The 11,992-nt window shown below is 70.6% G+C and carries 14 protein-coding genes; 5 read left to right on the top strand and 9 right to left on the bottom strand.

All coding sequences use genetic code 11. The annotated features are described in order from the left end of the window. Nucleotides 1-98: 98 nt before the first annotated feature. Entirely contained in the window at nucleotides 99-1,490 is a 1,392-nt protein-coding gene (locus ACGFH8_RS31860) for a KamA family radical SAM protein (RefSeq protein WP_393374560.1), read from the top strand. 58 nt (nucleotides 1,491-1,548) lie between these two features. Here ACGFH8_RS31860 and ACGFH8_RS31855 read toward each other — a convergent pair whose 3' ends face one another. From ACGFH8_RS31855 to ACGFH8_RS31845, 3 genes are all read right to left on the bottom strand, one after another. Continuing rightward, nucleotides 1,549-1,689: a hypothetical protein gene (locus tag ACGFH8_RS31855; protein WP_393374557.1), complete on the bottom strand. Its 141-nt coding sequence runs from the start codon at nucleotides 1,687-1,689 to the stop codon at nucleotides 1,549-1,551. Nucleotides 1,690-1,693: 4 nt separating this feature from the next. Next, entirely contained in the window at nucleotides 1,694-2,437 is a 744-nt protein-coding gene (locus ACGFH8_RS31850) for an RNA polymerase sigma factor (RefSeq protein WP_393374554.1), read from the bottom strand. A gap of 63 nt (nucleotides 2,438-2,500) precedes the next feature. Next, nucleotides 2,501-3,058 (bottom strand): TetR/AcrR family transcriptional regulator, encoded by a 558-nt coding sequence (locus ACGFH8_RS31845; RefSeq protein WP_393374551.1) that lies wholly within the window; start codon nucleotides 3,056-3,058, stop codon nucleotides 2,501-2,503. Nucleotides 3,059-3,161: 103 nt separating this feature from the next. Here ACGFH8_RS31845 and ACGFH8_RS31840 point away from each other — a divergent pair, with 103 nt between their 5' ends. Together ACGFH8_RS31840 and ACGFH8_RS31835 are read left to right on the top strand one after the other, a co-directional pair. Beyond that, nucleotides 3,162-4,106, top strand: coding sequence for an NADP-dependent oxidoreductase (locus ACGFH8_RS31840; RefSeq protein ID WP_393374549.1), 945 nt, complete (start codon nucleotides 3,162-3,164; stop codon nucleotides 4,104-4,106). Between the two features lie 68 nt (nucleotides 4,107-4,174). Continuing rightward, complete coding sequence (locus tag ACGFH8_RS31835; protein ID WP_393374546.1) at nucleotides 4,175-5,356, top strand: low temperature requirement protein A; 1,182 nt, start codon at nucleotides 4,175-4,177, stop codon at nucleotides 5,354-5,356. 37 nt (nucleotides 5,357-5,393) lie between these two features. Here ACGFH8_RS31835 and ACGFH8_RS31830 read toward each other — a convergent pair whose 3' ends face one another. The 3 genes from ACGFH8_RS31830 to ACGFH8_RS31820 form a co-directional block, all read right to left on the bottom strand. Then, nucleotides 5,394-6,269 carry a polysaccharide deacetylase family protein gene (locus ACGFH8_RS31830; protein WP_393374544.1) on the bottom strand — a complete coding sequence of 292 codons (876 nt, stop codon included), beginning with the start codon at nucleotides 6,267-6,269 and terminating at the stop codon, nucleotides 5,394-5,396. A 145-nt stretch (nucleotides 6,270-6,414) separates the two neighbouring features. Beyond that, nucleotides 6,415-6,756 carry a YnfA family protein gene (locus ACGFH8_RS31825; protein WP_393374541.1) on the bottom strand — a complete coding sequence of 114 codons (342 nt, stop codon included), beginning with the start codon at nucleotides 6,754-6,756 and terminating at the stop codon, nucleotides 6,415-6,417. Nucleotides 6,757-6,829: 73 nt separating this feature from the next. Continuing rightward, a complete protein-coding gene (locus ACGFH8_RS31820) occupies nucleotides 6,830-7,024 on the bottom strand; it encodes a CsbD family protein (protein ID WP_393374539.1) in 195 nt (64 codons plus the stop codon). A 157-nt stretch (nucleotides 7,025-7,181) separates the two neighbouring features. Between ACGFH8_RS31820 and ACGFH8_RS31815 the strand changes: the two genes are divergently transcribed. Further along, complete coding sequence (locus tag ACGFH8_RS31815) at nucleotides 7,182-7,793, top strand: histidine phosphatase family protein (RefSeq protein WP_393374537.1); 612 nt, start codon at nucleotides 7,182-7,184, stop codon at nucleotides 7,791-7,793. Here ACGFH8_RS31815 and ACGFH8_RS31810 read toward each other — a convergent pair. Both ACGFH8_RS31810 and ACGFH8_RS31805 read right to left on the bottom strand, forming a co-directional pair. Continuing rightward, a complete protein-coding gene (locus tag ACGFH8_RS31810) occupies nucleotides 7,723-8,229 on the bottom strand; it encodes an Lrp/AsnC family transcriptional regulator (RefSeq protein WP_393374534.1) in 507 nt (168 codons plus the stop codon). The genes ACGFH8_RS31815 and ACGFH8_RS31810 overlap by 71 nt on opposite strands. A gap of 103 nt (nucleotides 8,230-8,332) precedes the next feature. Beyond that, nucleotides 8,333-9,475, bottom strand: a complete 1,143-nt coding sequence (locus ACGFH8_RS31805) for an acyl-CoA dehydrogenase family protein (protein WP_393374532.1) — start codon at nucleotides 9,473-9,475, stop codon at nucleotides 8,333-8,335. 237 nt (nucleotides 9,476-9,712) lie between these two features. On the opposite strand from ACGFH8_RS31805, the gene ACGFH8_RS31800 reads away from it, so the two are divergent. Next, nucleotides 9,713-11,080: a glycosyl hydrolase family 18 protein gene (locus ACGFH8_RS31800; RefSeq protein WP_393374529.1), complete on the top strand. Its 1,368-nt coding sequence runs from the start codon at nucleotides 9,713-9,715 to the stop codon at nucleotides 11,078-11,080. 221 nt (nucleotides 11,081-11,301) lie between these two features. Here ACGFH8_RS31800 and ACGFH8_RS31795 read toward each other — a convergent pair whose 3' ends face one another. Further along, nucleotides 11,302-11,952: a hypothetical protein gene (locus ACGFH8_RS31795; RefSeq protein ID WP_393374526.1), complete on the bottom strand. Its 651-nt coding sequence runs from the start codon at nucleotides 11,950-11,952 to the stop codon at nucleotides 11,302-11,304. Between the last annotated feature and the right edge of the window lie 40 nt (nucleotides 11,953-11,992).

Raw genomic sequence — 11,992 nt, 5'->3', positions numbered from 1 at the left:
TCGCGTAACGGGAAAACTTACGGCAGACTAGTTTCTGTACCGAATATTTTCCAGTAGCCTTCGGGCCCGTCGATCAGCAGCACCACCGAGGAGGGGCCGTGACCCAGACCATCCCGCACCCCCGTCACGACCCGGTCGCCACACCGACCACCGGGCAGCCCTACGAATACCACCGCCGCCCCCTGGTCGAACCCGACTGGACCCGCTTCCCCGGCTGGCGAAACATCACCCGCGACCAGTGGGAATCCGCCCAGTGGCAACGCGTCAACTGCGTCAAGAACATCAAGCAGCTCCGCGCCGTCTTCGGCGACCTCGTCGACGACACCTTCTACGCCGACCTCGAGGCCGACCAGCTCGCCCTGGCCACCATGTCCATGCTGGTGCCACCACAAATGATCAACACGATGGTGCCGTTCGCGACCCCCACCACCGAGGCGCTGCTCGCCGACCCCATCCGCCGCTACATGATCCCGGTCGCCTCCGACCGACGCACCGACTGGCCCTCACACCCCTACGCCAGCCGCGACAGCCTCCACGAGCACGACATGTGGGTCGCCGAAGGCCTCACCCACCGCTACCCCACGAAGGTCCTCGCCGAACTGCTCTCCACCTGCCCGCAATACTGCGGGCACTGCACCCGCATGGACCTCGTCGGCAACTCCACCCCCACCGTCGACAAACTCAAACTCACCCTCAAGCCCGTCGACCGCTACGACGCCCACATCGCCTACCTCAAGGCCCACCCCGGCGTCCGCGACGTCGTCGTCTCCGGCGGCGACGTCGCCAACGTCCCCTGGCGCAACCTCGAGTCCTACCTCATGCGCCTGCTGGAACTGGAGACGGTCCGCGACATCCGCCTCGCCACCAAGGCCCTCATGGGCCTCCCCCAACACTGGCTGCAACCCGACGTCGTCCAGGGCCTCGAACGCGTCGCCCGCACCGCCGCCCGCCGCGGCGTCAACCTCGCCATCCACACCCACGTCAACCACGCCCAGTCCCTCACCCCACTGGTCGCCAAGGCCGCCCAGACAGCCCTCGACGTCGGCGTCCGCGACGTCCGCAACCAGGGCGTCCTCATGCGCGGCGTCAACGCCACCACCCCGGAACTGCTCGACCTCTGCTTCGCGCTCCAAGGCGAAGCCGGGATCCTGCCGTACTACTTCTACATGTGCGACATGATCCCCAACGCCGAACACTGGCGCGTCCCGGTCTGGCACGCCCAACAACTCCAGCACGACATCATGGGCTACCTCCCCGGCTACGCCACCCCCCGCATCGTCTGCGACGTCCCCTTCGTCGGCAAACGCTGGGTACACATGCTCACCGACTACGACCGCGAACGCGGCATCTCCTACTGGACCAAGAACTACCGCACCTCCATCGAGTCCGCCGACCTGGAGGCGCTCAACAAGCGCTACGCCTACTACGACCCGATCGACACCCTCCCCGCCGGCGGCCAGCAGTGGTGGACCGACCACCGCGACGACTGACCCACCGACGACGACACCCCCGGGGAGACGATTCCCGGGGGTGTCGCGCACTCCCCAATCAGGCGCAGCCCAGACCCTGCGAATAGCTGGCCCGCAACGTCCCGGCCGCGATCTCGTCGGCGTACTCCCAGAACACCTCCGGCCAGTCGCCGGCCTTGTCCATGTCCCGCAGCACCCGCCACCCGTGACTGCCCCGCAACGCGTCAACGCCCGCTCGGGAATGACGATCTCCGGCGGAAGCGCACCCAACCACGTACGCGCATCCGCCCGGACCACATTGGCGAGGACCCGGGCGAACTCCTTCCGGGACCAGTCACCCCCGGTCTGCAACTCGACGAAGACCCCGTCACGGGGACGGAGCAACACCTCGAAGTCGCTGGCGGAATACTCGAACTGGTCACCCGGCCAGCCATCGACCTGCACAGCCTTCGGACGACTGTCGTGGAGCCGGTCGGCGTAACGAGCCTGGCTCGCGCACGCGACAGCCGTGTCCGCACCACGGCGGGACCGACCCCGAGGACCGCGGCCACCTCGCGCGGCTGCAAGCCCTCCCACACGGTGAGCATCAACACCTCACGGTCCAGCTCACCCAGACCCGCCAACGCCGCCCGGACAGTGAGCCGCTCGGGCACCTCACTGCCTGGATCGGCGGCGACCGCGACGGCGATGTGCTCACGTAGCCGTTCACCCAGCCGCTGGCGGCGAACCCCACCCCGCCGATGATTGGCCAACACCCGCCGGGCCACCCCGTACAGCCAGAGCCGAGCCTCATCGTCGACCGGAATGTCATGCCTGCGCCGCCAGGCGACCAGGAAGGTCTCCGCGACGACATCGGCCGCGTCCTCGGGATGCGCGACACGCCTCAGCGCGTACGCCAACAGCGGCTCGAAGTGCTCAAGGTAGACGCGCCGGAAGCGGTCCTCGTCGTACTCAATGCCGGAGCTCACGTTCACTCCATGTCCGGTCGAACCTCAACCGTGACAGGCCACTCGTGGTGGACCGACCACGAGTCAGGCACGGATCCCGGCGAGGACGAGGCCGGTGACCCTGCCGACCACGCGGGCGGCCGCCGTCGGCGGCAACCGCCGCAGCGACGCGATGGCCAGCAGAGCGGCCCGGACATCATCGACGTCAACGCCGTCGCGGAGCACACCCGCCGCCCTCGCCCGGTCAACCAGCACGTCCAACGCCCGGCTGTGTTCCCGCCGTTCGTCGCGAAAGGCGGCGCTCAACTCCCCCGAACCCAGCAATGCCTCGTTGAGCGCCTGGTCGTGAACCTGCCGGTCGGCGAACTCGACGATCGTGCCGGACAGCGCCCGCCACGGATCAGGATCGTCCAGGGCGTGGCGCATCTGCACACCGCACGCTTGCACACGGTCAGTGAGAACCGTGGTGACCAACTCGGCGCGGGTCGGGAAATGCCGGTAGAGGGTAGCCACACCGACCCCCGCCCGCCGGGCCACCTCCCGCATGGGTGCCTCAAGCCCGGCCTCGGCGAACGTCTCCCGTGCTGCCACCACGACCCGCTCACGATTGGAACGGGCGTCGGCACGCGGCTTCTGAGGCATCCTCCACCGACCTTCCTCTCACTTGACCCCACAGCGGAACAGCTGCTCCGTTTCCGACCTACGGTAAGGCTACGACCACCTCATCGAGGCAGAGGAGCCACTGATGTTCGCAGTACAGTTCGACAGATTCGGCGGCCCCGACGTGCTCCACCTCGGCACCGCCGACGCGCCCCATCCCGGCGCCGGCCAGATCCGCGTCCGCGTACAGGCCGCCGGTGTTTCCCCGGTCGACGTCGGTCTTCGGTCCGGCCGCACCCCGATGAGCGCCCGACTCCCACTGCCACACATTCCCGGCGTCGACGTGGCCGGAGTCGTCGACGAGATCGGCCACGGCGTCGACGGCGTGGCCATCGGCGACCACGTCTTCGGTGTCGTCGAACTAGCGAAACTCGGCGGAGCGAGCGCACAGTTCGCGGTACTGCAACTCTGGGCACACAAGCCGGCCGCCATGCCGTGGGCACAAGCCGGCGCGGCGGGCACCAGCGCCGAGACCGCCACCCGGGCCCTCGACCTGCTGGCACCCCAACCGGGCATGACCCTCCTGATCGACGGCGCCGCAGGTGGAGTGGGCAGCGTCGCCGTCCAACTCGCCGCAGCCCGTGGCATCCGGGTCATCGGTACCGCCCGCCCCGACAACCACGCCTTCCTCCACCAACTCGGAGCGACACCTGTCACCTACGGAGACGGCCTCGCAGACCGGGTCAACGCCCTGGGCGCGGGACGGGTGGACCGCGCACTGGATGTCGCAGGCGCCGGGTCCCTGACGGAACTGCTCAACCTGACCGGCGACCCGGCAGCGGTGGTGACCCTGGCCGACTTCACCGCCCCCACACACGGCGTCCGCCTGTCCATGGGACAACTCGCCGGTGAACCCGACGGCCGGCACGGCCTGCGCACCGCCGCCGAACTGTTCACCGAAGGCCGCTTCACGGTGCCGATCGAAGCCGCCTTCCCCATCCAGAAAGCGACAGACGCCCACGACACGGCCGAACACGGCTCCCCCCGCGGCAAGATCGTCATGATCGTCGACGACGCATACGAGAGCTGACCCGCGACACCCCGGGGAATCACCAACCCAGGACCGCCGTGGACCGCTGACGACTAGCGTCCACCCCCATGGGACACCCGAGGCCCTCCCCCGACACGGGCACCGCCGACCGGGTCACGCTCGACGAGGTCTTCTTCGACGTCGTCTTCGTCCTCACCGTCACCCAACTCGCCAACACCCTCGAAACCCACCTCAACTGGGCGGGCTTCGGCCGCAGCGCCCTGATCCTCGGCCTGCTCTGGTACCTCTACACGGGCTACGCCTGGCTCAACAACCACCTGCCACCACGACAGAACGCCGCCAAGCTGCTGCTCTTCGCTGGTATGGCAGGCTTCCTGCTCACCGCCGTCGCCCTACCCGACGCCCTCACCGACACCGGCGCGCTCTTCGCTGTCGGCTACCTCGTCGTCGTCGCCGTACACCTCATCCTGTTCCTGCACTCCGACGCCCGCAAAGGCGCACTCCGACTCGCCCCCTACAACCTCGGCGCCGCGCTCCTCGTCCTGGCCGCCTCCGCGTTCACCGGCCCCGCCGTACCCGCCCTCTGGGCCGCCGCCGTCGTCACCCAGTCCGTCCTGCCCTACCTGCTGCCCCGCCGCCTGTCCTGGACCGGCGTCCCCGCGGCCTTCCACCTGCGCCCCGGGCACTTCGTCGAACGACACGAACTGCTCGTCATCATCGCCCTCGGCGAATCCGTCGTCACCATCGGCATGGGCGTACCCGCCGACCAGCTCACCGCCGCAACCGCCACCGCGATCGTGCTCGCCCTCGCCATACCCGTCGCCCTGTGGTGGACCTACGCCGCCGACACCCGATCCGCCACCGCGGCCCTGGCCGGCGCCGACCCCGCCACCCGCAGCCAGACGGCCGCCCGCACCTACGTGTTCCCGCACTTCCTGCTGCTGCTCGGAGTCATCGCGACGGTCGCCGGTCTCCACGCCGCCGTCGCCCGACCCGACGAACCGGCCACCACCGGCGCCGCCCTCGCCCTCAGCGGCGGCGTCGCGCTCTACCTCGTCGGCATCACCGCCGTACGCCGCGCCCTGCGCCTGCCCGTCCCCCCGGCCCGACTCGCCGCCACGGTGGCGGCACTGGCCACCGTCGCCATCGGCGTCACCCTCCCGGCGACCGTCCAGCTCGTCACCACCATCGCCATCCTGGTGCTGATGCTGGTCACCGACGCCCGGCGATCCGGCCACGGTGACGTCGACGCGGCGTCGGTCGACGTACGACGCGCGCAACACCCCTGACCGGCTCACGCGCCGGCCAGCACAACCCTCCCGGCCCTCAGGCGCCGGCCAGCACCTCGGACAACGGCGCCGGCTTCAGCCCTCGCTCGCGTAGCCCTTCCAGGATGTGCGGCAACGCCTCGTCGGTCATGGCGGCGTTCGCTTCGGTCACGTGCATGATCACCACCGAGCCGGGGCGGACGTGGTCCAGCACCGCCCGCACCAGCGGTTTCCACGCCGTCGCAAAGGGATCACCGCTGACCACGTCCCCGTCGACGACCGTCACACCCAGCGGCGCCAGGGCGTCAAGCGTCGCCGCGTCGTGGCAGAGCCCCGGAAAGCGGAAGTATCGGGTCTGCCGACCCCCGTACGGCTTGATCACCTCGAACGTCTTCGCCACGTCCCCGGCCAACTCGTCCACCGGCAGCGAGGGCAGGTCGTAGCAGTCACCTGTGAACGCCGCGTGCCCGTAGGTGTGGTTGGCCAACTCGAACCGGGGGTTGCCGGCGATCCGCCGGGTCACGTCCGGATACCGCTGCACCCACTTGCCGGTCAGGAAGAACGTGGCCGCCACCTTGTCCCGCTCCAGCAGGTCGAGGATGCGCAGGTTGGCGTACGACTTCACCTTGCCGGTGCGCAGATTCTGCAGCATCCCGTCGGTCATGTCCGCGTCGAAGGTCAGTGCCACCTTGTCCCCGGTGCGCGGGCCGTGATCGACCACCCGCGCCCGGGTCCCCACCCGCGTCGCCCCCGGGACTGTCGACGCCCTCGGCGCCGCGGTGGCGCTGGCCGACGGGGCGGCCGTGGTGGCGGACGATCCGACGAAGGCCGGCCCGTCCGGCGACGACGCCCGGGTAGTCGCACACGCCGCGCTGCCGAGCACAGCCACCGCCACCAGGACGCCCCACAGGAAACGAAGCCGAGGTCGATTCACGCCGCCGATCATCGCAGAAGCGAAGAACGCTCACCGTCCCGCGAGCCGGCCCGTTGACCGTCGAAGCTTTCGGTCGGCGAGACGCGCGGAATGCCTTACGCCGCGACAGTAGGCGCGAGATCGCGGAATGAGGGCCGCCGGGACCTCACCCGGAGGCGCCACGCGGGGCGTACATGATGACCGCGACGCCCAGCAGGCACAGCGCCGCGCCGGTCAGGTCCCACCGATCCGGGCGGAAGCCGTCGACGAGCATCGCCCAGCCCAACGAGCCGGCCACGAACACCCCGCCGTACGCCGCCAGGATCCGGCCGAAGTTCGCGTCCGGCTGGAACGTGGCGACGAAGCCGTAACAGCCCAGCGCCACCACGCCCGCGGCGATCCACCACAGCCCACGCTGCTCCCGCCAGCCCTGCCAGACCAGCCAGGCGCCGCCGATCTCGGCCACCGCGGCCAGCACGAACAACACAAGCGAACGAAGCACCGTCACCGCACGACCGTAGCCGCAGCACACGACGGGTCCCCGGGCGACGGTGCGCCCGGGGACCCGTGGACCGCTCAGGTCACTTCGTGAAGGAGTCCTTCACGTTGCGACCGGCGTCCTTGACGTTCTGACCGGCCTGCTTGGCGCGCGCGTCGCTCTCCTGGCTGGCGCCCTCGCCACGCATCCGCTCGTTGTCGGTCATGTCGCCGACGCGCTCACGTGCGGCGCCGGCCATCTGCTCGACCTTGTTCCGTGCCTTCTCGGTGAAGCTCATCGCGCCTCCTCGGTCTGGCGATCGGTCCCCGCACGCTTGCCCGGTCTCCGGGTGCCGAAACCGGCGGTGCCGGTCGGCACATCCGCTAAGGCATCCTAGGAAGATAGGTTGAGGGAGGGTGGCCCGGCGGGAGCTGGCCCGGTGGTTAACTGGCCCCATGGGAGAGCTCCTGCTGATCCGGCACGGCGAGACCACCTGGAGCGCCAGCCTCCGGCACACCTCGTACACCGACCTCGAGCTGACCCCCGACGGCGAGCGACAGGCCCGCACCCTCGCGGCGTTCCTCGCCGGCCGGCGGTTCGCGACAGTGCTGTCCAGCCCCCGCTCCCGGGCGCTGCGCACCGCGCAGCTGGCCGGGCTCACCGTCGACGGGGTCGACGAGGACCTCAGCGAGTGGAACTACGGCGAGTACGAGGGCCGCACGACCGTCGACATCCACGCCGACCAGCCGCACTGGAACATCTGGACCGACGGCTGCCCCGGCGGAGAGTCACCCGCGCAGGTCGGCGAACGGCTCGACCGGGTGCTGGAGCGGGTCACCCCACTGCTCGACCGGGGCACCGTCGCGCTTGTCGGCCACGCGCACAGCCTGCGCGTGCTCGGTGCCCGCTGGATCGGCCTGCCCCCGTCCGCCGGTGGACGACTGCGCCTGGACACCGCCACGGTCAGCGCGCTCGGTCACGAGCACGGCCGGCAGGTCATCCTGCGGTGGAACCAGCCGGCTCCTCCGGCCCCCGGGACCGCGACCGACTCGGTGCCGCCGCGCTGATCTTCGGAGGCCGGTTCTCGTACGGGGTGGACAGCACCACTGTCGTCCGGGTCGTCACGTTCGCCGAGGTGCGGATCTCCTGCAGCACCCGCTCCAGGTCGGTGGGCCCGGCCACCCGCACCAACAACAGGTAGAAGTCCTCCCCCGCCACCGAGTAGCAGGAGTCGATCTCGGGCAGGTGCGCCAGCCGCTCCGGCGCGTCGTCCGGCTGCGACGGGTCGAACGGGCGGATCGCCACGAACGCGGTAAGCGGCAGGTCCAGCGCCTCGAACGACACCCGCGCGGCGTACCCCTTGATCACCCCGCGCTGCTCCAGCCGGCGCACCCGCTGGTGCACGGCGGACACCGACAACCCCACCTTCTCGGCCAGGTCGGTGTACGACAGTCGGCCGTCGGCGGTCAGCGCGGCGACGATAGCGCGGTCGATCTCCTCCACGGCGTGCAACCTACCGGGAAAACCGCCCGACGGCGACGAGGTACCCGCCGGGACGGCCTCGACAGGTTCACCGCGGCCGTCCCGGCACCGTTCGTCGGCCCGCTCAGCCCTTCGCCAGCGCCCGGGAGATCACCATTCGCTGGATCTGGTTGGTGCCCTCCACGATCTGCAACACCTTGGCCTCGCGCATGTACCGCTCCACCGGATGATCGGCCACGTAGCCGGCGCCGCCGAGCACCTGCACCGCGTCGGTGGTCACCCGCATCGCCATGTCGGTGGCGAAGAGCTTCGCCTTGGCCGCCTCGATCGCGTACGGGCGGCCGGCGTCGCGCAGCCGGGCCGCGGCGAGGGTCAACGCGCGGGCGGCGGAGATCTGGGTGGCCGCGTCCGCGAGGAGGAAACCGAGCCCCTGGAAGTCGATGATGGACCTGCCGAACTGCTGCCGCTCCCGGGCGTAGGACACCGCGTAGTCCAGGGCTGCCTGGGCCAGCCCCACCGCGCAGGCGGCGATGCCCAGGCGACCCGAGTCCAGTGCGGACATGGCGATGGTGAAGCCGGCGCCCTCGTCGCCGATCAGCCGGTCCACCGGCACCCGCGCCTCGTCGAAGACGATCTGCGCCACCGGCGAGGCGCGCAGACCCATCGTCCGCTCGGCCGCCTGCGGGTTGATGCCGACCGTGCCCGCGTCGGCGAGCAGGCAGGAGATCCCCTTCGGCCCGGGACCTCCGGTGCGGCAGAAGATGTTGTAGAAGTCGGCGGTCCCCGCGTGGGTGATCCACGCCTTGGTGCCGGACACCGCGTACGCGTCCCCGTCCCGAACCGCCCGCGTGCTCAGCGCGGCCGCGTCCGAGCCACCCTGCGGCTCGGAGAGGCAGTACGCGCCCAGCAGCTCGCCGCCGATCAGGTCCGGCAGCAGCTTGCGCTGCTCGTCGCTGCCGAACGCGAACAGCGGGTAGCAGGACAGGGTGTGCACGCTGACCGCCTCGGCGACCGCGAGCCAGCGACTGGCCAGGATCTCCAGCACCTGCAGGTACACCTCGTAGGGCTGGGCCGCGCCGCCGTACTCCTCGGGGTAGGGCAGGCCGAGCAGGCCGGCGCGGCCGAGGGTCCGGAGCACGCCACGGGGGAACTCGGCGCGCTCCTCGAAGGCGGCGGCGTTCGGGGCGAGCTCGCGATCGGCGAGCTCGGTGGCGAGACCCAGCAGGTCGTGGGCCTCGTCGGTGGGGAGGATCCGGTCGACAGTCATAGCGCGATGAGCTCCGTGGGGGTGGTGGTGAGCCGTTGCACAAGCTTAACGGTCGTTTGGGTAAACCCCCATATTGGTACCGCTGCCGGGGAAATCCACAGGCGTTGATTGACGCGGACAGTTAACACTCTTTAAGATTTGGCTGCCTCGAGGCCCACCCGTTCCTGCGTCCCGCACCGCCCGCCCGCGACAACCCGCGCGGGCGGGTGTCGTCCCCCGCCCACGGGAAGGCCCCCGATGTCCTCACCACTGCGCCGCGTCCTCGCCGCCGGCCTCCTCGCTCTGGCCACCGCCGGCGCCACCCTCACCGTCACCTCCACCGCCGCGCAGGCCGTGGTGCTGCCGAACAACTTCAAGAGCGTCGGCTACATGCCCTCCTGGGCCGGCAACATCAACACGATCCAGTACAACAAGCTCACCCACATCAACTACGCCTTCATCCTGCCCAACAGCGACGGCAGCCTGCAGGGGGTCGACGGGGCTCGGCTCTCCTCGCTGGTCTCGCAGGGACACGCCAACAACGTCAAGGTCTCGATCGCGGTCGGCGGCTGGAACGACGGCAACGACTCGGCCTTCGAAGCCCTGGCGGCGAACTCCGGCAGCCGGACCAATTTCGTCAACAACCTGGTCAACTTCGTCAACCAGTACAACCTCGACGGCGTCGACATGGACTGGGAGTACCCCGACCCCGGCGCCTCGGCCAACAACTACACGGCGCTCATGACGCAGCTCGGCGGTGCCCTGCACAGCCGCGGCAAGCTGCTCACCGCCGCCGTGGTCTCCGAGGGCGGCAGCGTGCAGGGCGTCCAGACCGCCGTCTTCAACCAGGTCGACTGGCTCAACATCATGGCGTACGACGGCGGCAGCCCCCACGCCAACTACGACTGGTCGATCAACAGCATCAACCTGTGGAAGGCCCGCGGTCTGCCGGCCAGCAAGGCGGTGCTCGGCATCCCGTTCTACAGCCGCCCGGTCTACTACAACTACTCGTACATCGTCGGCCTGGACCCGGCGAACGCCAACCGGGACTGCGCCACCATCGGCGGGTCGCAGCAGTGCTGGAACGGCATCCCGACGGTCAAGCGCAAGACGCAGTGGGCGTTGGCCAACGCCGGCGGCGTGATGAACTGGGAGCTGAGCCAGGACACCAGCGGATCGACCTCACTGCTCAGCGCCATGTACGACACCATCATGGGCGGCACCACCCCGCCGCCGACCGGTCGCACCGGCCGGATCACCGGCCTCGGCGGCAAGTGCGTCGACGTGGCGGCGGCCAGCACCGCCAACGGCGCCGCCATCCAGCTCTACGGCTGCAACGGCACCAACGCCCAGACCTGGACGGTGGCCGGCGACAGCACGCTGCGGGCCCTCGGCAAGTGCGCCGACATCGCCAGCGGCTCCACCGCCAACGGCGCGAAGGTCCAGCTCTGGGAGTGCAACGGCAGCGGCGCCCAGGTGTGGCAGGCACAGTCCAACGGCACGTTGCGCAACCCGCAGTCGAACAAGTGCCTGGACGTCACGGACAACAGCTCCGCCGACGGCACCCGGCTACAGATCTGGGAGTGCTTCGCCGGCGCCAACCAGCGCTGGACGCTCCCCGCCTGACGTGTGCGAGGTCCCCGGTCGACGCCAGGCGTCAGCCGGGGACCTCCCCGTGCTCGACCAGGGGCCCCACTGGTGGGGCAGCTCGACAGGCACAGCGACCAGGCACTGTGCCCTCCGCCTCACGCCATCGAGAGATGGTCCGCCGTGGCTGACCGGCATTGCCCGGCGCGACTGCGGCTGGCCCGACGAACGGGGACCGCCGCGAGCCGTGTCGCTGCGGATCACGCGGCGCGCGACGACGCCATCCGCAGCGCGGTGGCGTCGTCCGGCGGGCCGAGCACGATCCACGAGCCGTCCACGAAGAGCAGGGCGAGACGCCCGATCATGCGACCGGGCAGCGCGTCGAGGCGGACCAACGACTCCACGCCCACCTGCCAGGCCACCTCCAGTGGCGCGTCGCGATCCACCGGGCCGGGCCCCTGCCAGGCCGCCCGCACCTGACCGGCCGCCGCCGACAGGCGATCCCGCAGACCACCACCGGCGGGTCGCGGCGCCGGGACCTGTCGAGCGCGGTGGCGGCGCAGCACCACCACCCGGCGGTTCGTCAACGCCAGCACCCGCACCACCGCGGGCTCGGGCAGCTGCTCGTCCAGCCCGACCCCCAACGAACCCGGCGGACCGCCGAGCACCCCGTTGCGGGCCGCCTGGTACCACTCCACCCCCGGCCCGGTGGAGGCGGTCACCCCGACGGCATCGCCGGCCAGCCCCTCCGCCACCCGCAGCGGGTTGAACTCGGCACGGAACACCTCCCCCGCCGAGCGGCGGCCCGGGACGCGGGCGACCCAGCACGCGTCCCGCAGGGTCTCGCCCGGAGCCAACACGGCCCCCACCTGGGTGAGCAGTTCCGCTAGGCGCGCTGCCGGCTCGTCCATCGACCCTCCCCCGCGTCACGGCGCCCGGTCGGCTGCCGGC

Origin of the sequence: Micromonospora sp. NPDC049175 (genome assembly GCF_043197345.1) — a bacterium.
Classification (GTDB): domain Bacteria; phylum Actinomycetota; class Actinomycetes; order Mycobacteriales; family Micromonosporaceae; genus Micromonospora.
This window is presented reverse-complemented; position numbering and strand designations above follow the sequence as displayed.

Coding starts and splice junctions, on each gene's coding strand:
- ACGFH8_RS31845 (WP_393374551.1), bottom strand. CDS start 3,058: ATGCCTCAGAAGCCGCGTGCCGACGCCCGTTCCAATCGTGAGCGGGTC.
- ACGFH8_RS31840 (WP_393374549.1), top strand. CDS start 3,162: ATGTTCGCAGTACAGTTCGACAGATTCGGCGGCCCCGACGTGCTCCAC.
- ACGFH8_RS31835 (WP_393374546.1), top strand. CDS start 4,175: ATGGGACACCCGAGGCCCTCCCCCGACACGGGCACCGCCGACCGGGTC.
- ACGFH8_RS31820 (WP_393374539.1), bottom strand. CDS start 7,024: ATGAGCTTCACCGAGAAGGCACGGAACAAGGTCGAGCAGATGGCCGGC.
- ACGFH8_RS31815 (WP_393374537.1), top strand. CDS start 7,182: ATGGGAGAGCTCCTGCTGATCCGGCACGGCGAGACCACCTGGAGCGCC.
- ACGFH8_RS31805 (WP_393374532.1), bottom strand. CDS start 9,475: ATGACTGTCGACCGGATCCTCCCCACCGACGAGGCCCACGACCTGCTG.
- ACGFH8_RS31800 (WP_393374529.1), top strand. CDS start 9,713: ATGTCCTCACCACTGCGCCGCGTCCTCGCCGCCGGCCTCCTCGCTCTG.
- ACGFH8_RS31795 (WP_393374526.1), bottom strand. CDS start 11,952: ATGGACGAGCCGGCAGCGCGCCTAGCGGAACTGCTCACCCAGGTGGGG.